The organism is Amorphus sp. 3PC139-8 (assembly GCF_040750475.1).
Classification (GTDB): Bacteria; Pseudomonadota; Alphaproteobacteria; order Rhizobiales; family Amorphaceae; genus Amorphus.
Genome location: NZ_JABJVY010000019.1, coordinates 81,331 through 103,895 on the forward strand (window position 1 = coordinate 81,331; position 22,565 = coordinate 103,895).

General features: G+C 67.4%; 20 protein-coding genes. 8 read left to right on the top strand and 12 right to left on the bottom strand.

What is annotated here, in order from left to right; translation table 11 throughout:
* Positions 1-5: 5 nt before the first annotated feature.
* Together HNS03_RS17270 and HNS03_RS17275 are read right to left on the bottom strand one after the other, a co-directional pair.
* Complete coding sequence (locus HNS03_RS17270; protein WP_367197073.1) at positions 6-170, bottom strand: hypothetical protein; 165 nt, start codon at positions 168-170, stop codon at positions 6-8.
* Positions 167-871, bottom strand: coding sequence for a sensor domain-containing diguanylate cyclase (locus HNS03_RS17275; RefSeq protein WP_367197075.1), 705 nt, complete (start codon positions 869-871; stop codon positions 167-169). Before HNS03_RS17275 ends, HNS03_RS17270 begins: the two co-directional genes overlap by 4 nt.
* Between HNS03_RS17275 and HNS03_RS17280 the strand changes: the two genes are divergently transcribed.
* Positions 870-1,199: a hypothetical protein gene (locus HNS03_RS17280; RefSeq protein WP_367197077.1), complete on the top strand. Its 330-nt coding sequence runs from the start codon at positions 870-872 to the stop codon at positions 1,197-1,199. The two genes, HNS03_RS17275 and HNS03_RS17280, sit on opposite strands and share 2 nt — an antisense overlap.
* Here the strand turns inward: HNS03_RS17280 and HNS03_RS17285 are convergent.
* Complete coding sequence (locus HNS03_RS17285) at positions 1,163-1,681, bottom strand: Dps family protein (RefSeq protein WP_367197079.1); 519 nt, start codon at positions 1,679-1,681, stop codon at positions 1,163-1,165. The genes HNS03_RS17280 and HNS03_RS17285 overlap by 37 nt on opposite strands.
* 183 nt (positions 1,682-1,864) lie before the next feature.
* On the opposite strand from HNS03_RS17285, the gene HNS03_RS17290 reads away from it, so the two are divergent.
* Positions 1,865-4,090 carry a protein-disulfide reductase DsbD family protein gene (locus tag HNS03_RS17290; RefSeq protein WP_367197081.1) on the top strand — a complete coding sequence of 742 codons (2,226 nt, stop codon included), beginning with the start codon at positions 1,865-1,867 and terminating at the stop codon, positions 4,088-4,090.
* A gap of 172 nt (positions 4,091-4,262) precedes the next feature.
* On the opposite strand, the gene HNS03_RS17295 is transcribed toward HNS03_RS17290, so the two are convergent.
* From HNS03_RS17295 to hrpB, 3 genes are all read right to left on the bottom strand, one after another.
* Positions 4,263-5,477 carry an adenylate/guanylate cyclase domain-containing protein gene (locus HNS03_RS17295; protein WP_367197083.1) on the bottom strand — a complete coding sequence of 405 codons (1,215 nt, stop codon included), beginning with the start codon at positions 5,475-5,477 and terminating at the stop codon, positions 4,263-4,265.
* A gap of 4 nt (positions 5,478-5,481) precedes the next feature.
* Positions 5,482-6,213 (bottom strand): metallophosphoesterase family protein, encoded by a 732-nt coding sequence (locus HNS03_RS17300; RefSeq protein WP_367197084.1) that lies wholly within the window; start codon positions 6,211-6,213, stop codon positions 5,482-5,484.
* Positions 6,214-6,324: 111 nt separating this feature from the next.
* Positions 6,325-8,778, bottom strand: coding sequence for an ATP-dependent helicase HrpB (hrpB, locus tag HNS03_RS17305; protein WP_367197086.1), 2,454 nt, complete (start codon positions 8,776-8,778; stop codon positions 6,325-6,327).
* Positions 8,779-8,865: 87 nt separating this feature from the next.
* Here hrpB and HNS03_RS17310 point away from each other — a divergent pair, with 87 nt between their 5' ends.
* From HNS03_RS17310 to HNS03_RS17320, 3 genes are read left to right on the top strand one after another with little or no spacing between them, the layout of a single operon-like run.
* On the top strand, positions 8,866-10,083 hold the full coding sequence (locus HNS03_RS17310) for an ABC transporter substrate-binding protein (protein WP_367197087.1): 1,218 nt from the start codon (positions 8,866-8,868) through the stop codon (positions 10,081-10,083).
* A 31-nt stretch (positions 10,084-10,114) separates the two neighbouring features.
* A complete protein-coding gene (locus HNS03_RS17315) occupies positions 10,115-11,800 on the top strand; it encodes an ABC transporter permease (RefSeq protein ID WP_367197089.1) in 1,686 nt (561 codons plus the stop codon).
* On the top strand, positions 11,797-12,441 hold the full coding sequence (locus tag HNS03_RS17320) for an ATP-binding cassette domain-containing protein (RefSeq protein WP_367197091.1): 645 nt from the start codon (positions 11,797-11,799) through the stop codon (positions 12,439-12,441). The genes HNS03_RS17315 and HNS03_RS17320 overlap by 4 nt, the downstream gene beginning before the upstream one ends.
* A gap of 264 nt (positions 12,442-12,705) precedes the next feature.
* On the opposite strand, the gene bfr is transcribed toward HNS03_RS17320, so the two are convergent.
* The 6 genes from bfr to hemC all read right to left on the bottom strand — a co-directional run bounded on the left by bfr (position 12,706) and on the right by hemC (position 19,832).
* Positions 12,706-13,188, bottom strand: a complete 483-nt coding sequence (gene bfr / locus HNS03_RS17325) for a bacterioferritin (protein WP_367197093.1) — start codon at positions 13,186-13,188, stop codon at positions 12,706-12,708.
* 274 nt (positions 13,189-13,462) lie between these two features.
* Positions 13,463-14,092: a class I SAM-dependent methyltransferase gene (locus HNS03_RS17330; RefSeq protein ID WP_367197094.1), complete on the bottom strand. Its 630-nt coding sequence runs from the start codon at positions 14,090-14,092 to the stop codon at positions 13,463-13,465.
* Positions 14,093-14,437: 345 nt separating this feature from the next.
* Entirely contained in the window at positions 14,438-16,252 is a 1,815-nt protein-coding gene (locus HNS03_RS17335) for a heme biosynthesis protein HemY (RefSeq protein WP_367197095.1), read from the bottom strand.
* A gap of 18 nt (positions 16,253-16,270) precedes the next feature.
* Positions 16,271-18,007 (bottom strand): hypothetical protein, encoded by a 1,737-nt coding sequence (locus HNS03_RS17340; protein WP_367197097.1) that lies wholly within the window; start codon positions 18,005-18,007, stop codon positions 16,271-16,273.
* Positions 18,008-18,139: 132 nt separating this feature from the next.
* Positions 18,140-18,838 (bottom strand): uroporphyrinogen-III synthase, encoded by a 699-nt coding sequence (locus HNS03_RS17345; protein ID WP_367197098.1) that lies wholly within the window; start codon positions 18,836-18,838, stop codon positions 18,140-18,142.
* A gap of 19 nt (positions 18,839-18,857) precedes the next feature.
* A complete protein-coding gene (gene hemC / locus HNS03_RS17350; RefSeq protein ID WP_367197100.1) occupies positions 18,858-19,832 on the bottom strand; it encodes a hydroxymethylbilane synthase in 975 nt (324 codons plus the stop codon).
* Between the two features lie 265 nt (positions 19,833-20,097).
* Here hemC and tsaD point away from each other — a divergent pair, with 265 nt between their 5' ends.
* The 3 genes from tsaD (at position 20,098) to HNS03_RS17365 (ending at position 22,558) form a co-directional block, all read left to right on the top strand.
* Positions 20,098-21,174 carry a tRNA (adenosine(37)-N6)-threonylcarbamoyltransferase complex transferase subunit TsaD gene (gene tsaD, locus HNS03_RS17355; RefSeq protein ID WP_367197101.1) on the top strand — a complete coding sequence of 359 codons (1,077 nt, stop codon included), beginning with the start codon at positions 20,098-20,100 and terminating at the stop codon, positions 21,172-21,174.
* 6 nt (positions 21,175-21,180) lie between these two features.
* Positions 21,181-22,179 (top strand): NAD(P)H-dependent glycerol-3-phosphate dehydrogenase, encoded by a 999-nt coding sequence (locus HNS03_RS17360; protein WP_367197102.1) that lies wholly within the window; start codon positions 21,181-21,183, stop codon positions 22,177-22,179.
* A gap of 91 nt (positions 22,180-22,270) precedes the next feature.
* Positions 22,271-22,558, top strand: coding sequence for a YciI family protein (locus HNS03_RS17365; protein WP_367197103.1), 288 nt, complete (start codon positions 22,271-22,273; stop codon positions 22,556-22,558).
* Positions 22,559-22,565 lie beyond the last annotated feature (7 nt).

Sequence of the window (22,565 nt, forward strand, 5' to 3'; positions counted from 1 at the left end):
CTTCCCTACGACAACATCTCGCGGCCGGAGAAACGGACCACGCGGTCGCGCCCGGCCTCCTTGGCCATGTAGAGCGCACGGTCGGCCCGTTCGAGCATCGAGGCCAGATTTTCTGCAGGTCCGCCCTCGGCGACTTCCCCGAATTCCGCGACACCGGCGCTGAAGCTCACCGGCGCCACACCGGCAAGCGGCGCCCCTCCGCAATCGCCCCGCGCAGCCGATCGACCGCCGCAGCACAATCGTGCGAGCCGGAGTGACTGATCAGGACGGCGAACTCTTCCCCACCGAGACGGAACAGCCAGTCCTCAGGCCTCAGCCGCTCGCGCACCAGTTCGGCGAAACGAACCAGAACGGCATCGCCGGCGGCATGGCCATAGAGATCGTTCAGCCGCTTGAAATAGTCGAGATCGAGAGCGGCAACGCTGAAACGCGCGCCGACCCCGGCGCTCCGGCGCTCCTCGGCAGCAAACACGCGGGCCAGCATGCGCCGGTTCCAGCAACCCGTCAGTCCATCGGTCAGCGCCTGGCGACCGACTTCGAGCTGGTTGATCGTCAGCGCGGCGAGATCCACCAGGATCTGGCGTTCGGCCGGCGTCATCGAGCGCGGCTTACGATCGATCGTGCACAACGTGCCGATGGGCACCTGGTTGAAGGTGACGAGCGGCGCGCCCGCGTAGAAGCGGACGTTGGGGCTTGAGCGAACATATGGATTGTCCGCGAAGCGCGCATCGTGGACGGCATCCTCGACGACGAATACCTCGTTGCGTTCAAGCGTATGGATGCAGAACGTCTCCTGGATCGGAACGCTTCCGGTGGAAATCCCCCACGGCCGCCTGGACCCACTGCTGTTCGGCATCGAGGAAGCTGACATGAGCAATCGGCATGCCCAATGCCGTGGAGGCGATTCGACTTACCCGGTCGAGCGTATCGCGCACTTCACTGCCCAACGCGCCGAGATCTTCGATTTCGCGACGCCGCATCTCGCCCTGCGTGACCTGCGGGCGGTGAAATTGGGCCATCATCTGCTCCGGCTGATCGGTCCAGTCGGCGCCACCATCGGCACCTCCGGCGGCCGATGCGAGGGACGCCGAAAAGCGAAATGGCTTCGAGCCGATTCGGCCCGAAGCCATTCTCATTCAGGTCAGAGCACCGATCGCTTCGGTCAGGACAAATCGTTCAGAATCGAGGCCGTGACCTGATCCTTCTCGTCGACGTCCTTCAGCATGCTCTTCATCATCCAGATCTGCTTCTCGTGCTCCACGAGGCGATCGTCGAGGATGTTCGCCGAAGCGTCGTCGCCGGCTTCATCGATGGTTGGCCGGATCTCTCGCATGGTGCGCACCACGATCTCATTATCGTGAATGAGCTTGCGCACCATCTCCCAGGGGCCTGGCACGCCGCGTTCTTCCTCCACCGACGCAAGCTCGGCAAAATCGGCATAGCTGGAGGGTGCATAGTGGCCGAGCGCGCGAATCCGCTCCGCGATCGTGTCGAGCGCGTTCCACTGGTCGGTGTACTGTTCCTCGAACATCAGATGCAGCGTCCGGAACCGCTGTCCCTCGACATTCCAGTGGAACCCGTGGGTCTTGATATAGAGGCGATGCGTGTCGGCGAGCACACGCGCCAGCCCCTTGGCGATCGACTTGCTCTCGGTTTCGGACATCACATTGTCGTTGCGCATAACAGCCTCCGTCGTTTCGCCATCAATGTGGGAAATCCTGCCGACACGGCAACCATCCGTGGGCTGCGACGCAACGTCCGGGAGGCCTCGCATCTTTTTCCCGAAAAAGTGACGGCCAATGTTCTAGAGAACGGCCGGATGCGGCGTTAGACGAAGGTCGGCAAGAAAGGACCCCCTCGGCCTATGAAGCGCGCAACGCTCCGAAATCGTTCCAACGTCGGCAAATTTCTCTGGGCCGCGCCGGTGGTGGCCAGCATGCTGGCGTTGGCGTCCCCGGCACGGGCCGCGAGCGCCGAGATCGAGACGCCGCACATCTCCACCGAGATTCTGGTGCGCGCCGAAACGGTCGCGCCCGGCGACACGGTGGATATCGCCGTCCGCCAGAGCGTCGCGAAGGACTGGCACACCTACTGGCGCAATCCGGGCGATTCCGGCGCACCGACGGAAATCACGTGGACGTTGCCCGAAGGCGCCGCCGCCGGCCCGATCCGCTGGCCGGTGCCCCACCGCCTGCCCTATCCACCGCTGGTGAACTACGGCTATTCTGACACCGAGACGCTGCTGACCAGCGTAACCGTCCCTTCCGACTGGCAGGTCGGTAAGCCGTTTGCGACCACGATCGAGGTCGACTGGCTGGTCTGCGCCGATATCTGCATTCCCGAAAGCGGCAGCGCCGAACTCACCATCCCGACCGGCGCGGAAACGCTGCCGGCCTCCTCCGTCGCCTTCGCCTTCCTGAACGCCGAACGTGCATTGCCGAAGCCGGTCGACTGGCCGGCACACTTCGAGACGACGGAGGACGGCGGATCGCTGGTGGTCGCGCCGGAGGGGATCGATCTCGCTTCCGTGTCGGAGGCCTATTTCTTTCCCGCCGAATGGGGCGTCATCGATCATTCGTCCCCCCAAGACGTCTCCGTCCGGGACGGTCGGCTGGTGCTGTCGCTAACGCCCGACGCCAAGTTCGCCGAAACGGCGCCCTCCGGCGTGCTGACCGTGGCGACACAGGATCACGTCCACGCCGGCTATGCGCTTGGCCCCGTGGAAGGAACGCCCACCAAAATCGCGAGCGCCGCTGTCGATAAGTCCCCCTCGCCGCCCTCGGGAGGCGGGACCCCGACGGCCGAACTTGGCACCAGCCCAGGCAACAATGCGGCCGCGACCGCCGGATCGCCGGGGCTGGTGCAAGCGATCCTGTTCGCCTTCATCGGGGGCCTGATCCTCAATCTGATGCCTTGTGTGTTCCCCGTGCTCGCGCTGAAGGCGGTCGCCTTCGTCGGCCATGGCCATGAGACCATGTCGCGACGCGTGACCCAAGGTGCGGCCTATACTGCCGGCATTCTGGCAAGCTTCCTGGCCCTGGCGGGCGGGCTGATCGCGATCAAGGCAGGCGGAGCCGCCGTCGGCTGGGGCTTTCAGCTCCAGCAGCCCATCGTCGTCGCCGTGCTCGCTTATGTCCTGTTCCTGGTCGGGTTGAACCTTTCCGGGCTGTTCGAAGTCGGCGTCGGGCTCACGCGCGCCGGCCAGGCCGTTCACGGCACGTCCGGCGCGACCGGATCGTTCCTCACCGGCGTGCTCGCCGCGGTGGTCGCCACCCCGTGCACGGCGCCGTTCATGGCGGTCGCGATCGGCTACGCCCTCACCCAAGGCACCGGCGTCACGCTCGCCGTTTTCGCCGCGCTCGGGATCGGGCTCGCCCTACCCTTCCTGATCATTTCGCTGGTCCCGGCGATCGGGCGCCGACTGCCCAAGCCCGGGGCCTGGATGATCCGCCTGCGCCAGGTGCTTGCCTTCCCGGTCTACGCCACGGCCGCCTGGCTGATCTGGGTGCTCGCCCAGCAGGCCGGTGTGGATGCCATGTTCGCCGCGCTGGTCGGCTGCGTGCTGCTAGCTTTCGCCGGCTGGCTTTACGGTCTGCTGCAGCACGGGCTGAAAGGCGGGCGCGTCGTCGCGATGGCGTTTTCCGTGCTCGGGCTCGTCGCGGCCGTCGGCCTGCTTGCCCCAACCATGACGCCGCCGGCCGATGCCGCGTCCGCCGACGCCGCCGCCGCGCGCGAGGATGGCGCTCAAGTCTACTCGGCGGAGCGCCTGGCGTCGCTTCGCTCCGATGGCGCGCCCGTATTCGTCAACGTCACGGCCGCCTGGTGCATCACCTGCAAGGTCAACGAGCGGGTCGCCCTCGGCCGGCCCTTCCGCGAGACCTTGGAGCGCGACGGCGTCACCTATCTGCACGCCGACTGGACCCGGCGCGATCCTGAAATCACCGCGCTTCTGGAGCGCTTCGGGCGCGCCGGCGTGCCGCTCTATCTGGTCTATCCCAAGGGCGACGGCGCACCCCGCGTCCTGCCGCAAATCCTGACCGAGCGCATTGTGATCGATGCGCTCGACGCGGCAGCCGGGGCGCAAAGCTAAAGCGTTTCCAGGCCAAGTGGAAACCGGTTGGCCGTCCGGAAACGCGTCGAAACAATAACGGAGACCCGCTCGGCTAGTCCGAGAAAAGCGGAAGGGATCCAAAGCCGGACTCCCGGGCCGCGGGTCTTTTTCCAACCGAATTCCGGTTCATCAGGCCTCTGGCGATCCGGCTCTACACGCCGAAGATCGCAACGGAGGCCTCACGACCGCGAAGCTCCACACCCCCGATGGCCTGCAGATCGCTTTCCGCGCTGAGGCCGTTTGCGGTTTCGGCATCGATCAGGATACGCGACTGCAGCTCCTTGTTCAGCGCCTGCAGCCGCTGGGCCCGGTTGACAGTATCGCCGTAGACCATGAAGGCTGGACGGTCGGTCCCCACGGCGCCCGCCGCGATCGGGCCGGTCGCGATTCCGATCGCAAGCTCCAGCTTCGCGCCGGCGAATTCCTCCTTGCGCGAAGCATGCAGCAGCGCCCGCGCCACCCAGAGCGCCCGGTCGGGATAGCTCTCGGTAGCGAGCGGCAGATTGAAGGTCGCCAGAAAGGCATCGCCGACGAAGGCGACAATGGTGCCGCCGGCCTCGCCCACGATCGCGCTTGCCCGGGTGAAGAAGGCATCGAGGATCTGGACCGCATCTCCGGGCGCGCGATCGCCCGCCAAAAGCGTGAAGCCGGCGACGTCCACGAAAATCGCCGACGCATCGCGTTCGGTCGGCTCCAACGCCCCTTCCGTCTCCAGGATCTCTTCGCGGATCGCTTCGGGCAAATAGCGCCCGAACGCACCCTCCACGTCCCGACGCGCCTCCACGGCTTCCTCGCCTTCGACGATCGCGCGGCGCACCAGGGCGATCATGACGGCCAGCACGGCCGTCGCCGCAAGCAGCGCCAGCGTTCCCGCGATCGCGCCGGCGCCGAAAAGCGTGCCCGGATTGGCCTCAGCCCCGGAGACGCACCAGATCCACGCGCCCCACCAGGTGAGCGTCATCGCGATCCCGGTCCACACCACCAGTCGCGAGCCAAGTGCAAATGTGGAAAGAGCCACCAGCAGGGCGCCGGACACCAAAGGTCCAGCGACAATTCCCGGACCGCTCGCGAACGGCCCGGTAGCGATCAGTACCCCTATGCAGACGGCATCAAGGCCGAAGACGGCAAAGGCCATCCAGGGCCGATCGGCGCGGGTTCCGATGACGCGCGCATAGATCAGGCCGATCAGCAGGATCGGCGCCGCCGCTGTTGCCAGAGTAGAGGCGAGCATCGGCGGGAGGGTCAGTCCCAGCCAGGCCATGACCGCGAGCGCGGTCAGGATCTGGAGCACCATGGCCACGCGCAGGCCACGGTGGCGGGTCGCTTGGAAGGCGCCGGAAACGGTCGCGTCGACAGGAAGGGTCATCGCGTCAACCGGTGGTCAGGAAGCGCCGCGTCTCTTCCTCGAGAACGAGGCAGGTGAGGACGTCGGAGGCGACGGCGCCGGTGTCGATATCGAGACGGAACGGCTTGATCTCCGGTGCTTCCACCGGCGTGTGGCCATGCACGACGAAATAGGGAAGCGGGCCAGCATGGGACAGGAACGGCTCCCGGATCCACATCAGATCTTCCGGATCCTGGGCCTCCAGCGCGACGCCGGGCCGGATGCCGGCATGGACGAACAGATAGTCGCCCTCAACGTGGCTGAGCTTCAGCTTCTTGAGAAAATCGAGATCGCGGCCAAGGGCCTCGCGGAGCTGGTCGCGCGCCTGGCCGATGGTGGTCCGGCCCACCTCCGCCGGCGGACTCACGCCGTAGGACTGCAGCGTCGGCCGGCCGCCATTCTGCATCCACAGCACCAGCAGCTCGGGATCATCGAGGAAATCGAGCACCATCTCCTCGTGATTGCCCTTGAGACAGATCCGCTCGCCATCGTGGGCGGGATCGGCCTGGAGCATCCGCAGAACCTCCTGGGAACTCGGCCCCCGGTCGACATAGTCGCCGAGAAACACTTCGACGATGTCGTCGCAGGGATTGCGCGTCACGTCGCGTTCGATCTCGGCGAGGATCCGGCCAAGAAGATCGGCGCGGCCGTGCACATCGCCGACGGCGTAGATCCGAGTGCCTTCGGGCACGCGCGGCGCGGTCTCGGGAAAAGCCATTCTGGGACGTCCGATCGCTTCGGCAAAGGAAAACGGCCGGGACGATGGTCCGCCCCGGCATCGCGCTTGGTTACCCCATCGCACCATTTCGGCGCAATCGAGGTCAAAAGGTTACCGCACGTGCTTCTTCAGTCGTGTCGGCGGGGCATTGGTCGGATCTTCCGGCCAGTTATGCTTGGGATAGCGCCCTTTCAGATCCTTGCGCACATCCGACCAGCTTCCGCGCCAAAAGCCCGGCAAGTCCCGCGTCACCTGGATCGGTCGATCGGCCGGCGACAAAAGATGCACCACCAAAGGCACGTCGCCACCGGCGATCGACGGATGGACGGCGAGCCCGAACAGATCCTGGACCCGAACCGAAATCGACGGTTCTTCGCCGTCATAGTCGATCGAAAGGCTGCGTCCGGACGAGATCTCGACCCGCGCCGGCGCCAACCGGTCGAGATCGCCGGGTCGATCCGGCGGCACCAGCGCCGAAAGCGCGGCCTCAAGGTCGCCCGCCTTGATGCCGGAGAGCGCGACGGCCGTCGGCACGAACGGGCCGAGCCAATCGCCAAGGCCGGCCGCGAGGGCCTCATCGTCGACCTGCGGCCATGGCGGGCCATTCGTCCTATGCAAAAAGGCCAGCCGATCGCGGAGCTGGCGAGCAACGTTAGACCACGGCCACCGATCGAGGCCGATTTTTGCCACGCCGTTCAGAAGGGCGGCCACGGTCTCCGGTCCCGGCTTCGGCACCGTGCGGCGCTCCGACAACACCACCCCCCCCAGCCGGCGCCGCTTGGTCTGGCGCACGGCGGCAACCTCCGGATCGAAAGCAAAGACGTCCTCCTCCTCGATCCGGTCGGCGAATGTGGTCTCGATCGTTGCGGCATCCAGCGGCGCGGCAAGCAGGATGCGCGCGTTCCGGGCGGCCCCCTGCAGCTCTGCGACGGCCAGGAAGGCTTCGCGAGCGAGCGCATCGGCGGGATCGAGAAGTCCCCCGCGACCCCCTGCCGTGCGGAAGCCGCCGGTCTGGCCGCGCGCCTGGGCGACCCGATCGGGATAGGCGAGTGCCGTCAGCCGACCGACCTGGAGCGGAACGATCGCCCGCCCCTCGCCCTTCGCGCCGCCGGCGGCCTCTGCCCAGCCCCGCGCGACGGCTCGTGCCGTGCGGGCCCGGTCCGAGCGATCCCGACGCAGGCTCTCGATGCGATGGGCGAGGCTGGTGTCGCGTCCGCCAAGCCCCTGTTCGGTCAGGATCAACGCGATCTCGGCCGCAAGCCCGGCCTCTCCGGTTCCCGCCGCCGCATGCACCATGTGGGCGAGCCGCGGCGGCAGCGGCAACGCGCGCAGGGCCTTGCCTTCCGCCGTCAGCGCGCCCGCTCGATCGATCGCGCCAAGCGCGTCGGCAAGCGCCACCGCCTCGCGCCAGGCGGCCGCCGGCGGCGGATCGAGCCAGGAAAGTTGCCCCGGATCGCTCACGCCCCATTCGGCCAAATCCAACACGAGCGCCGATAGATCCGCCTCCAGGATTTCCGGCGGATCGAACGCGAGTAGCGCCGCCGTCTGGCCCTCCGGCCAGAGACGGATCGCCACGCCCGGCTCGGTGCGGCCGGCGCGGCCGCGGCGCTGGTCGGCGGCAGCGCGCGAGACGCGTTCGGTGACGAGCCGGGTGAGCCCGGTCGCGGGCTCGAAGCGCGGCCGACGCACATAGCCGGAATCGACCACCACCCGCACGCCCTCGATCGTGATCGAGGTTTCCGCGATCGGGGTGGCGAGCACCACCTTGCGCCGGCCGGACCTGGCCGGACGGATGGCCGCGTCCTGGGCCTTGCCATCGAGGCCACCGTGTAACGGCACCACGTCGACGCCGTCCGGCAGATCCGACAGACGCGTCGCCGTACGTTCGATTTCGGCGCGGCCTGGCAGAAAGGCCAGGATCGACCCGGTCTCGGTCGCGAGCGCATGGCGCACCGCATCCGCAACCGCCTCCTCCATCCGGGTACCGGATGCAGGCGCTCGGTGGCGCGTCTCGACCGGATAGCTGCGCCCCTCGCTGACGATCACCGGGGCATCGCCCAGAAGACGCGCGATGCGCTCGGCATCCGCGGTGGCCGACATGGCCAGCAGCCGGATATCCGGCCTGAGCGCGCCTTGCGTGTCGAGAGCGAGCGCAAGGCCGAGATCGGTATCGAGGGCGCGTTCGTGCACCTCGTCGAACAGCACCGCCGCCACGCCGGAGAGTTCCGGATCGTCAACGATCATGCGGGTGAACACGCCCGACGTGATCACCTCCACTCGTGTTGCGGCCGACACGCGCGCGTCCATCCGAACCCGGTAGCCGACACGCTCGCCGACCTTTTCGCCCAGCGTTTCGGCCATGCGGCGCGCAGCCGCCCGCGCGGCCAGCCGGCGCGGCTCCAGAACCAGGATCCGGCCGTCGCCGCGCCAAGAGGTGTCGAGAAGCGCCAGCGGCACGCGCGTGGATTTGCCCGCACCCGGCGGCGCAACCAGCACGGCCGCAGCCCCCCTCTCCAGCGCGCCCAAGAGCTCCGGCAATGCGGCTTCGACCGGAAGCGTCGTCACGGTCGCGTGTTCCTTGCGCGAGCCGGTTGGCAGGCCCAGCCCACGCAACTACGCTCCCTCATCCCCACCTGCGCAGGATCGGATTCCGTGGCCATCCTCAAGAGCTTGCTCGCCTTTGTCCTTGTTATCGCCGCAGCCGCCCATGCCGCCGCGGAGGCCCCGGACCCGTCCGACTGGGACGGTGTCCTCGCCGAGGCCCGAGGTGAAACCGTCTATTTCCACGCCTGGGGCGGAGAGCCGCGCATCAACGCCTATATCGCCTGGGTGGGCGAGAAGGTGAAGGCGCGCTACGGCATCGATCTTGTCCAGGTCAAGGTCAGCGACACCGCCAACGTGGTCGCACAGGTGCTGGCGGAGAAGACTGCCGGTCGCGACAGCGGCGGCAGCGTCGACCTGGTCTGGATCAACGGCGAGAACTTCGCCGCCATGCGCCGGACCGATCTTCTGATGACGCCCGGCTGGGCGACCAAACTTCCGAACTGGCGCTATGTCGATACCGAGGGCAAACCGACGGTGACGACGGACTTCACGCTGGCAACCGATGGTCTGGAATCGCCGTGGGGTATGGCCCAGCTCGTGTTCTTTCGCAATCTGGAGACCATGCCGGACGCGCCGACCACCCTCGACGCACTCGCCGACTATGTCGCCGCCCATCCCGGCCGCTTCACCTACCCTCAGCCGCCCGACTTTCTGGGCACGACCTTCCTGAAACAGCTCCTGGTCACGCTTGCGCCCGACAAAGACTTGTTGTCGAAGCCGGCAACGGAGGAGGCCTTCGCGGCCGCAAGCCGGCCGGTGTTCGCCTTTCTCGACAAGATCACGCCGGATCTCTGGCGCCACGGCGCCGCCTATCCGCGCAACGTCGCCGCGCTGCGCCAACTCTTCGCCGATTCGGAGACTGATCTCGCCTTCACCTTCAACCCCGCCGACGTGAGTGCGGCGATTGCCGACGGCGAGCTGCCCGACACCGTCCGCCCATTCATCCTCGACGGTGGCACCATCGGCAATTCCCATTTCGTAGCGATCCCGTTCAACGCCAACGCCAAAGCGGGCGCGCTGGTGGTGGCCGACTTCCTGCTCTCGCCGGAGGCCCAAGCGCGCAAGGCCGACCCCACGATCTGGGGCGATCCGACGGTGCTCGACGTCACGGCCCTGCCCCCGAAGGACCAGGCGCTGTTCTATGCGCTGACGGAAGATCCCGCCCTGCTGCCGCCCTCCCAGATGCGGCCGACCCTGCCGGAACCGCACCCGAGCTGGACGGAACGTCTGGAAGAGGCTTGGGTGGCGCGCTACGGGAACCGCTGATGCGCTGATTGAGGAAAAGGTACCCCCGTCGATGCTGCGGCTCGGCCCGGCGATCACACTGGCGCTTTTGATCGGGCCGGTCGCCGCCGGGCTTGCCGGGGCTGCCTTGCCGGCGTTCGGTTATCTGCCGGCGCTCGGCGGCAACACGCTTTCGCTCGCTCCCTTCCGGGCGCTCTTCGCCGAGCCGGGACTTACCACATCGGTCGCACTCAGCCTGTGGACAGGACTGGCCTCCGCATTGCTGGCAACCACGATCACGCTCCTCTTTCTCGCGGGCTGGTCCGGAACGCGCACCTTCTTCTGGATGCGCCGGATGCTGTCGCCATTGCTGGCGCTGCCCCATGCCGCCGCCGCACTCGGGCTGGCGCTTCTGATCAGCCCGTCCGGTTTCCTGATGCGGCTATTCTCGCCTTGGGCGACCGGATTTGCGCGGCCACCCGACCTTCTGATCGTGCACGATCCGGCCGGGCTCGCCGTGATCGCCGCCCTGGTGGCGAAGGAAGTGCCGTTCCTGCTCCTGATGGCGCTTGCCGCTCTGCCCCAGACCGATGCCGACCGGCTGACGCGTGTCGCCGCCAGCTTCGGCTATGGCCGAATTTCCGGCTTCGCCTTCGCCGTTCTGCCGCGGCTTTATCCTCAGCTTCGACTGCCGATCTTCGCGGTGATCGCGTTCGCGACCTCCAACGTGGAAGTGGCGCTGGTGCTCGGCCCCACGACGCCGGCCCCGCTTGCGGTGCGCCTGGTGACCTGGATGGGCGACCCCGACCTTGCCCGCCGCTTCGCCGCCTCCGCCGGCGCGCTCCTGCAAATCGCCGTCACGGGTGCCGCTCTCCTCTTGTGGCTTGCGTTCGAGACGCTGGTGAAAACGATTGGATGCGCGATGGTCCGCTCCGGCTGGCGCTATCGCCGCGATGGCGGCCTGCGGGGGATCGGCGCCGCTTTGGCGCTTGTGTGCGCCGCCGCGATCGGGCTCGGCCTTCTCTGTCTCGCGATCTGGTCGGTCGCCGCCGTCTGGCGCTTCCCCGATGCGTTGCCGACCCACTGGACATTCGCCGCCTGGCGCGACCAGGCGGGCGCCACCACCGGCCTGACGGCCACCACGGCAGCAATCGCCGCCCTCGCCACGCTTGCGGCCTTGCTGCTCGCGCTCACCTGCCTGGAGAACGAAAGCCGACGCGCCCGCCCGCCCGGCCGCCGCGCCCTTGCCCTCGTCTATGTGCCGATGGTCGTACCGCAGGTGTCGTTCCTGTTCGGGCTACAGGTGCTGCTCTTGGCCGCCGAATTTACGCCATCGCTCGCCACCGTCGCCTTCGCGCACCTGGTGTTCGTGCTGCCCTATGTGTTCCTGTCGCTCGGCGATCCCTGGCGCGCGTTGGACCCGCGCTACGGCCAGGTCGCGACCGCGCTCGGCACGCGACCCTGGACCGTGTTCTTCCGGGTCCGGCTGCCGCTCCTGGCTCCGGCAGTGCTGACGGCCGCAGCGGTCGGATTTGCGGTTTCCGTCGGGCAGTACCTGCCCACGCTCCTGATCGGCGGGGGCCGAATCGCCACCGTCACGACGGAGGCGATCGCGCTTTCCGCCGGTGGCAGCCGACGCCTTGTCGGGGTTTATGCGGTGCTGCAAATGGTGCTGCCGATGCTTGGCTTCATGGTCGCGCTCGCCGTACCCGCGATCGTGTTTCGCAACCGGCTCGGCATGCGACAGGCCCAGACATGAGCGCGGACACCGACCTCGTCCTCGATCATGTCGAGATCGCCAGGGACGGCATGCCTTTTTTGGCGTTGAGCGCGACCATCCGGGCCGGTGCGGTCTTGACGATCATGGGCCCCTCGGGAAGCGGCAAATCCACGCTTCTGGCCTATGTCGCAGGCTTCTTGCGTCCGCCCTTCGTCGCGCGCGGCACGGTTCGAATCGGTACTTTCGACCTCACCCGGCTTCCCGCCGCCGAACGACGCGTCGGACTCCTGTTTCAGGATGCGCTGCTGTTTCCGCATCTTTCCGTCGGCGGCAACATCCGCTTCGCGTTGCCGGCGTCCGTGAAGCGGGCCGCGCGCGCAGAAGCGGTCGACAACGCACTGACCGAAGTCGGACTTGCCGGCAATACAAACCGCGATCCGGCCACCCTATCGGGCGGCGAGCAGGCCCGCGTCGCTCTCGCCCGGGTGCTGAGCGCGCAGCCGCGTGCGCTGCTCCTCGACGAGCCCTTCTCCAAGCTGGACGCCGCCTTGAAGGCCCAGATCCGTCAGCTCGTTTTCGACACAGCGCGGGAGCGCCGCCTGCCCGTGCTTCTGGTCACTCACGACCCGGACGACGCCCAGGCCGCGGGTGGAGCTGTCGTTCGTCTGGATGAGAATTAGGCCGACGGCTTACTCAACAAAAAAGGGGCACGCCTGCGCCCCCTTCTCGTCCGGATTTCGCTCGCGTGAGCACTTTTTTAACCGCAAATCCCGGACGGAAAACCGGTTCCCACTTTTCCTGGGATTTCGCGAAGCCAGCGGACGACGGTCCGCCGCCCGGTCAGGGCGCGCCCGCGCAGCCGCGAGCAAAGCGAGCCGGCGTGAGCACTTTTTTAACCGCAAATCCCGGACGGAAAACCGGTTCCCACTTTTCCTGGGATTTGCTTAATCGTCCGACGCAGGAGCCGACTGCAGCATCGAGTAGCGCTCGGTACCGATGGACTCCAGCAGGTGAAGCTGGGTCTCCAGGAAATCGATATGGCCTTCCTCGTCGCCGAGCAGGCTCTCAAACAGCGCCATGGAGACGTAGTCGTCCTTCTCCCGGCAAAGCTTGCGGGCTTCGGTGTAGAGCGCACGGGCCGAATATTCCGCTGCCAGATCGCACTCCAGCACTTCCTTGATGCTCTGGCCGATCCGCAGCGCTTCCAGCGTCTGCAGGTTCGGGAACCCCTCCAGGAAGATGATGCGCGTCACCAGCTTATCGGCGTGCTGCATCTCCTCGATGGACTCCTCCCGCTCCTTCTTCGCAAGCAGGGTGAAGCCCCAGTCGTCAAGCATGCGATAGTGCAACCAATACTGGTTGATCGCGGCCAGCTCGTGCTTCAAGGCACGATTCAAATAATCGATGACTTCGGGATCGCCCTTCATGTGTCAGCTCTCCGGTGCAGGATGAAATTGGAATAATTCAAAAATAGCTGGCGGAGCGAGCCCCGTCCAGTAGCGTCAGCTAAAATATCGAAGATTTTAGTCAGGATTTTTCCGGCCGGCCGTTCGGGGCCACTATCGAACCGGCAAACGTGCCAGAGCGTTTCCAGGCCAGGTGGAAACCGGTTGGCCGTCCGGAAAACGCTTCGAAACAATAACTTGGCCCCGCTCCGCGAGCCCGGAAAAGCGGAACGGATCTAGCCCCCATCGGCAGCCGTCATTTGGAATAGACGTGGATCCGATGCACGATCGCCGTGCTTTCTGCGGGCATACCGGCAAAGGCCGGGCTCGATTCGATATGGCGCCAGCGGCCTTCGAATTGGAGCTTTTCGATCGTCTCGCCATACTCGGGCTCGATGCCCTCGTCGGCCCGGAGCGAAAACACGATGCGGCCGCCCGGACGCACCACCCGCAGGAGTTCGGCGAGAGCCTCGGGGCCCGCATGGCCCGGCGTCAGCGTTCCGACGCACATCACCGCGGCGAACACGTCGTCATCGAAGCCGAGCTGGTCGCCGAGACGCATGGGCAGAAGGCTCTCATAGGCGTTCTTGAGCGCGGCTTCGCCCAGCATCGCCTCCGAGAGATCGATCCCGACAATCGGTCCGAATCCAATCAGCGACATAAGCGATCCGACCAGCCCGGTACCACATCCGGCATCCAGGATCGGTCCGTCACCGGCCCCGATATGACGGGCGGCGAGCGCCACCGCGACGGAAGGCAACAGGTAGCCGAAACGGGCAAGGTCGCTCTCGTAGTCGTTTGCCCAGGCGGCATAGGCTGCCAGCCGTTCCGCATCGTTCGTGGCGCTGTAGACGCGCGAAAGCCGCTCGGACGCGCTATCGGGCATGCTGCTCCCCCTCGCTGGTCGTCCTCTGATCGTGTCGTCCTTGGAGCCGCCGCGGTGCATCCGCGCGCGCGGCTCCTCTTGTCGACAAGAACGGGTCGATCTCGTCCTCCCCGCACGCAAGCGATGTATCGCCCGCAGGCGGAGGTCGGTGCGGGCGGACTATAGGCCGGCTTGGCCGATTGACCAAATCCGACCATATCGCGGAAACTGAACGCCCGTTGTGACGTCCGGCCCTGCTCCGCCAAGAGCGTTTCCAGGCCAAGCGGAAATTGGTTGGCTGTCCGGAAATGCGTCGAAACGAGAACTTAGGCCGCTCCACGATTCGGAGAAAAGCGGAACGGGTCGTTAGTTGAAAAACCGCAGCCGCCGCTTGGGTTGAGGGTCCTCCTCGTCGGATCCTTCCGGGCCGGGATCGTCGGGCGCCGACTGCAGCGGGAAGGTCACCGTGGAAGCATGGTTCGCGCCGTTGCCCGCGCGCGCCTTCTCGGTCTTCGCCTTCTCCTCGACCGGTTCGGGGGCGGGCTCGTTGGCAGCCGCTTTGTGCGCGTCGTCCGAAGCCGATGCCGCCTTCTCCTGCGATTCGTGGTCCGCGTCCGTGACCGTCTCGGCGTCCTTCGGCGGGACGGCAGCAGACGGCGGCGCGGGCGGCGGCACGATCTCGTCCGGTTCGACAGGGGCAGCCGGGGCAGCCGCCTGCGGCTTCTCCGGCGCAGCAGGGTTCGGCGCAGGCGACGCTGGCCTCGCAGAAGCCGAGCCCGGCGCAACCGCCACCACGGCCGCATCCGCCGAAGCAGGCTCGCTTGGGCCAACCGTCTTCAGTTCGGGCACGGCACGCTCCAGAAGCGCCTTGTCGATTGGCGGCTCCACAACGCCGCCGAGCGCTTCCACCGGTACCTTCCATTCGAACGCATCGATCCGCCCGGTCACCGGAGAGACCGGCGCCCAGGTGTCGGAGACCACTCCGTCGGCGGTCCAGGCCGGATCTTTCGGCGCGCGCAGCGCCCGCGACAGCCATTCGCGGACGCGGCCCTGGTCGTTGGTCTCCGCCTCTTCCAGCTCCGCCATCAGCAGGCAGGCGCGCTGGGTCGGATGGTTTTCTAAAATCGGCCGCATGGCCTGGCGCGCTTCGTCGAACTCACGCGCATCGATCGCGGCCTCGGCGATCGCGAACGAGCCTTCGGAGCTGGTCGGCCGCAAGGCGGCGAGCGAGCGCATCCGCTTCAGCCGGTCGCGTGCCGCATCGCCGTGGCGAATATGGCTGTAGGCTTCCGCCAGCTCGGGATGCGGCTCGCGCTTCCAGGTCTGCTCGACCACCTTGCCGGCGCGCCGGATGTCGCCGAGACGCGCCAGAAGCCGGGCCGCGACGGTCGCCGCGGGCACCAGATCCTGCGCCAGGCTGTGAGCTTCCAGCGCAAGGCTTTTGGCCTTTTCCGGCTCGCCGAGTTCCAGCTCGAGCGCCCTTGCCGTCAGGAGAACACCCTTGAGGCGGCGCGACTTGGCCTTGTCGACCAGCTTGTTGTGGGTGTTGCGATCCAGGATGCGGGTCGCGGCCTCCCAATCGCGGCGCGCGGCGGCATGTTCGAATTGCGCCTCCGCAGCCCAGGGCAGGCTGGGCGCGATTTCCGCGGCGGCGTCGGCATAATGCTGCGCGGCCTCCGCCTGCCCCTCGCGGCTTGCCTCAATGTAGAGCCCGTGCAGACCGAGAAGCCGGGTCTCGCTGTCGCCCACCATCTGCTCGAACAGGGCACGCGCCTGGCTGCGGTCACCGCCGAGCTGAGCCGTCTGCGCCTCAAGCAGGCCCACGGCCGGCTCGTTCGGCAGCGTGCGACGGGCCTCGACGGCGTATCGGCGCGCCAGGCGATGGTCGCCGGACCCGACCGCAATCAAACCGTTGGAGAGTGCCCGATAGCCCTTTTCCCGGCGGCGACGGTCGAAGAAGCGCGACAAGCGGCCCGGCGACAGGAGGATCGCCCGAAACAACCCCCACAGGATGATCGCCGCCGCCATCAGCACCACGAGCGCGGCCAGCGCCACGGTGGTGGAGGTTTGGATCTGATAGCCGAGCCAATTGATGTCGACGGCACCCGGACGATCGGCGACCCAGGCTCCGCCAAGCGCCAGCGCGAAGACCAGGAGAAGGAAGAGGAGAACGCGAATCATCGTGCTGGTCTCGCTCGATCAGTTGCCGGGCGTGGCGGAAGACGAAGCGGCCGGAGCGGCGCCCCCGCCGTCGGTCTGGGCGAGGCTCGCAAGCACGTCGTCGCCGACCTTCTTGACGAGCTGATCGGCGGCCGCACGCGCAGCAAGCTGATCATGCCACTCCTTGGAGGCCGCCTTGGCCGGCTCCGGCAGGTTCTGCCAAGCATCAGCCGCCGCCGACAGATTGCCGTCGTCGAGGTCGCTACGGATCTGGTCCAGCGTCGCGCCGACCCCGCCGCCGCCGGCCTCTCCGGTGCGGCGAATGCGCACCAGCGATTCCGCGTTGGCCAAAAGACCGGAGACGAAGCCGTCCTGGGACGCCGAGCCCCGCACGCTTTCATAGACGGCGGTGGTGACCTCGGGATAGGCATCGATCAGGGCTTGCCGGGTCATTAGCCCCTTGTCGGCAAACGGCTTCAACGGCGCGATCAGGGCGGGATCGTCGACCCGCGAGGTCACGGCAGCAAGCTCGGCCGTAAAGGGCGCGCCGGTTCGCAGCGCCTGGTCCAGCATCGCGGTGGCGACCGCAAGAGCCGCCGTTTCGCGCGGTCCCGGACCGCCAAGCTGCTTCTCGATCGCGGCCACACGGCCGGAGAGATCGGACGCCGTCGAGGACAGCGACGAGACCGTGCCCGACAGGTTGCTCACGGTGCCGGACAGGTTGTCGAGAGTCGTCTTCAGCGAGCCCTCCGACGTCTGGATGGCGTCCAGCGACCGGTTGATTTGGCTGATCGTCGCATTCGCCTTGTCGGCATCCGCAGCCGCCTGCTTGGCCGTGTTCAGCGCCTGGCCCGACTGGTCGGCAACATTGGTGAGGGAAGTCTTGAGGGCATTGACCTCATCGGGCGTCACCGCCGGCGCCGACTGGCTCGACTGAACGCTGGACTCCAGGTTCGAGACGCGGTCGTGCAGGTTGCTCTGGACCGAGGCGAGCGAAGACTTGAGGTTCTCGATCTCGTCGCTCGCGCCCTGCGACCCCGAGCGAAGCCGGTCCTCCAGACCGGCGATCCGGCCGCGCAGCTCCGCGCCCAATCCACCGTTCGAGGAGGCGGCGTTTTCCAGAGTCACGATCCCGTTCTTCAGAACGATAAAGCCGCCAGCCAGCGTCACCACCGCACCGAACAGGGCAGCGAGCACGAGCCCGCCGAACCCGCTGCCACGGCGTACGATGGTGATTTCCTGCGGCGGCATGCGAACGTCGTCGTCATCGTCATCCGCGTCGCGGCCGGCGCCTTGCGGCGCGTCGGCAGCGGCTGGGGTCTCGGAGGCCTCCGACGCGTCCTCGCCATTGCGCGGACCGGTGGTCGGCACGCCGCTGGTGCGCGGGCGCGCCTGCGATTCGCCTCCGGTTGAGCTGTCCTTCGGCGTTTCGCCGTCCTTCGCCTCTTGGGAAGCGGCGGTCTTGGCAGCCCCCGTCGCCTCCGCGGTGTCGGCCGGCTCGCTGTCGGACTTCGGCTGATCGGCCGACGGCTTACCCGATCCCGTGTCGGACGGCTTGTCACCGGACGAAGCGGACATCTCGTCGGCCTTGGCCTTTCCAGACGATTGGGACGGTGGCTCGGACGAGCCGGCGCCGGGCTTTTGGTCTTTGCCAGACGTCCCGGCTGCCTTCGGCGCGGTTTCCTCGCGGACTTCCGATGCCGGCAGATCGATGACCGGCGGATTCCGCCTGTCCTTTCCGCTTTTCGGATCGCTCGGATCGTTGCTCGCCGCCATCTCCATCCCCGTCTGACTCAGCCGGGCCGCCACTCATTTGCGACCCAAGGTCCGTTATACACCATTTGGCACGGGCCGCGTCCCGGGTCGACCGGTTCGATGGCCGCACGACGGCCCTGTCCCACCCGCTCGTTAAGCCGGAATGAGCGCCAGCAACGCATCCTGATCCGGCGTTGCCGCAACCGCCACATCGCGGGCACCAGCGTCACGCAGGCAATCGGCGACCGCCTCCGACAGGCAATAATGTCGCGCGCGCATCAGCGATTCCTTAAGCCCGGCGGCCTCGGCAAGGGTGAGCAACGTGGCGGCCGAACGCGGCGAAAAGGAGAGGACACCGTCGAGCGTGCCCGCCCGCAGCGCCTCTGCGGCATCCGAGGGAAGCGCCGTGGCCGGCTCGGCCCGGTAGACCACCCGTGTCTCGACCTGAATGCCAGCAGGCCGAAGCAGCGCGGCGAGATCGCCGCTCCTGTCCCGGCCGGCAAGATGCAGGAGCCGGTGCGGTTTCACCTCTTCCGCGGAAATCCGCTCGGCCACGGCGGCAAGATCCCCACCGGCCGAGCGCACATCACCGAAGCCCAGCGCGCGCGCAGCGCGCGCCGTGGCATCACCGACGGCAAACACAGGCAGGGAGAAGATCCGCTCTTTTTCCGGATGAAGCGAGATCGCCCGCACCGCACCGCGGCTCGTCAGGACGATCGCATCCGCATCGCAGGGCGCCAGGCTCACGGTCGGATCCGGCACGATCTCCAGGAGCGGAGCGCGCACCGGTTCGTGCCCCGCCGCCTCAAGCCGATCGGCGGTCTCTTCCGCCTGCGGCATCGGACGGGTCACCAGCAGTCGCATAAGGAGGTTAGACCCAATCCACGAAGAAATCGGGGCCGCCGCGTTCCTTCAACGCCGCGCCCAGGGCACGGCCGATGGAATCGGCTTCGGCGAGTGTGCCGTCGAGGGTCTGTTCCTCCACCCGAGCTCCGTCCGGCGTGGCGATCAGGCCGTGCAGGCTGAGCCGGTCGCCGTCGAGCGTGGCATGACCGGCGATCGGGGTCCGGCAGGAGCCGTCGAGGGTCGCCAGGAAGGACCGCTCGGCTGCCAGCGCGATCCCAGTCGCCTTGTCCAGATGCGGCGCCAGCGCCGCCTTGGTCGCGGCATCGTCTGCGCGGATCTCCAAGGCGATCGCGCCCTGGCCGAGCGCGGGCGGAAACCGGTCGATCTCCAAAACGGCGGTGGCGACATCCGGCCGGCCGAGCCGGTTGAGCCCAGCCATGGCGAGCAGCGTGGCATCGACCACGCCCTCTTCCAGCTTGCGCAAGCGGGACTGCACGTTGCCTCGAAAGTTGACCACCTTCAGGTCCGGCCGCAACCGCTTGACGAGCGCCCCCCGGCGCAGGCTCGCGGTACCGACAACGCCCCCCTCCGGCAAATCGTCGAAGCTCTTCGCCGTCAGCGAGATAAAAGCGTCGCGGACATCCTCGCGCGGCAAATAGCCGGCAAGCACCAACCCGTCCGGCAGCACGGTCGGTACGTCCTTTGCAGAATGGACCGCGACATCCAGCGAGCCATCCAAGAGGCCGTCCTCGATCTCCTTGGTGAACAGCCCTTTGCCGCCGAGCTCCGCGAGCGGCCGGTCGAGCACCTTATCGCCGGTCGTCTTGATAACCACGACTTCGACCGCGTCGGCTTCTAGTCCGGCCGAGGCCACCAGCCCATCGCGTACGGCGTGAGCCTGCGCAAGCGCCAGCGGGCTGCCGCGCGTTCCGATCCTGATGCGTTCCAATTGCACGAAGCGCTCGTCCAGTGCTACCGCAGAGAAGAAGGGACGGACCATAACGGTGCACCCGCCGCCGGCCAAGCCGGTCCTTGGGATTTCCGACCGCGTCCGTCCTTAAGCATGTCCTCTCCGAATTGAGCCGATTTGAACGAAAAGGACTTGCTCAACCTGTTGAATCTGGAGCCATTTCTGGGCGCTTAGATGTTTCCATCCGAGCCGAAAAGGCTTTAGAGGCTGTTATGACGCGTTTCCGGACGGCGAACCGGTTCCCACTTCGCCTGGAAACGCTCGACGTCATGAACTCATAGACAACCGGGCCCGAATGATCGTCCTCGGCATTGAAACGAGCTGCGACGAAACCGCAGCAGGAGTGGTTCAGCTACAGCCGGACGGAACCGGCCGGATCCTGTCGGACGTGGTGCGCAGCCAGGTAGAGGCCCATGCCGCCTATGGGGGCGTGGTGCCGGAAATTGCCGCGCGCGCCCATGTCGAGGTTGCCGACGAGGTCGTGCGCAAGGCAATGGCCGACGCGGAGCTGGGTTTTTCCGACCTTGATCTCGTCGCCGCCACCGCGGGGCCGGGGCTGATCGGCGGCCTGCTGGTTGGGCTCACCACGGGCAAGGCGATCGCCTCCGCCGCCGGTCTGCCCTTTCGCGGCATCAACCATCTGGAAGCCCATGCGCTGACGGCACGCCTCACCGACGGTCTCGCCTTTCCCTATCTGCTTCTGCTGGTCTCCGGTGGTCACAGCCAGTTCATCCTGGTGGAGGGCGTTGGCCGCTATCGGCGCTGGGGCACCACCATCGACGATGCGCTGGGCGAGGCGTTCGACAAGACGGCAAAGCTGCTCGGGCTCGGTTATCCCGGCGGCCCGCAAGTGGAAAAGACGGCGGCCACCGGCGACCCGACCCGGTTCGCCTTTCCCAGGCCGCTCGCGGACCGGCCGGATCTCGCGCTTTCCTTCGCCGGATTGAAGACTGCTGTGCGGCTCGCCGCCGAACGTACCGATCCGCTCGACGAGAAGGCGATCGCCGACATCTGCGCGAGCTTCCAGGCGGCGATCGCCGACGTGCTCGCCATCAAATCCGCCCGCGCGCTCGCCCGCTTCCGGGCCGAGTATGGCGCCACCGCCCCTGCCCTGGTCGCCGCCGGCGGCGTGGCTGCGAACACCGCCGTTCGTACCGCTCTCCAAGGGGCTGCGGAAAATGCCGGTGGCCGGCTGGTGGTGCCGCCCGGCCGGCTTTGCACCGACAACGGCGTGATGATCGCATGGGCCGGCGCCGAACGCGCCGCCGCCGGGCTCGATGACGACCCGGAGATCACCGCCCGGCCGCGCTGGCCGCTCGATGCGGATGCCGCCCCGCTGGTCGGCTACGGTCGTCTGGGCGTGAAGGTCTGACCCGATATGGCCACGCCCCGTACCATTGGCATCATCGGCGCCGGCGCCTGGGGCGCGGCCCTTGCCCAGGTGACGGCGCGCGCCGGCGGTCGCGTCCAGCTCTACGCCCGCCGCCCCGAGGCCGTCGAGGCCATCAACCGGGAGCGGAGCGCCCCGAACCTGCCCGGCATTCGCCTCTGTCCGGAAATCATCGCGACCGGCGAACTCGCCGAGGCCGCCGCGGCGGATGTTGTGGTGCTGGCCACCCCGGCCCAGACCACCCGCGCGGTCTCCTCCGAGGTCGCGCCCCATGTGGCGCCGCGCACTCCGATCGTCATCACCGCCAAGGGCATCGAGCGCGACACTGGACGGCTGTTGTCGGAAGTAATCGCCGAGACCATTCCACATGGGCGGATCGCGGTCCTGTCCGGGCCCGGCTTTGCCCGAGAAGTGGCAAGCGGACTGCCCACGGCCGTGACGATCGCAAGCGTCGACCGGGCAGTCGCGCCGGTGCTGTTGGAAAGCTTCGCGGCGCCGTCCTTCCGGCCCTACGCCTCCGAAGACGTGCGCGGCGTCCAGATCGGCGGCGCGCTCAAGAACGTGCTGGCGATCGCTGCCGGCATCGTGATCGGCCGGGCGCTCGGCGCCAGCGCCCATGCCGCGCTGACCACGCGCGCGCTTGCCGAGCTGATCCGGATCGGGGTGGCCGATGGCGGTCGGCGCGAGACGCTGACCGGGCTTTCTGGCCTGGGCGACCTGCTTTTGACCTCCACCAACCCGCAATCGCGCAATTTCACATTCGGCGAGAAGCTCGGCCGTGGCGAGACGACGGTTGCCGAGACCCGCACCGGCGGGCCGCTGGTGGAAGGGGTGGCGACCGCTCCGGTGGCGCTCCGGATCGCCCGGCGATTGGAGGTCGACACCCCGATCATCGCAGCCGTCGCCGCCGTGCTCTCCGACAAGCTCACCATCGACGCGGCGATCGAGGCGCTGCTCAGCCGACCCTTGAAGCGCGAGGAGGACTGATTTTCCGCGCCGTCTGGCCATTCCCAGCAAATCACGCTAGCCAGGACGGCAATCGAGACTACACAATCAGCCATTCTACGAGAGGACGCCCATGCTGTTCGTCGCGATCTGCCGGGACAAGCCCAATTCCGCCGACCTGCGCACCAATGTCCGGCCCGACCATATCGCCTGGCTGGAAGCGAACCCCGACAAGGTGAAGCTCGGCGGACCGTTCGTGACCGAGGACGGAGCGGCGTCGATCGGCTCGATGCTGATCGTCGAGGCCGACACGCTCGAAGGCGCCCAGGCGTTCCTGGCCGATGATCCGTACGCCGGCGCGGGCCTGTTCGAGGCCGTGCAGGTCGTGCCCTGGCGCGCGACCGTCGGCGCCAAACTCTAAAGGCCGG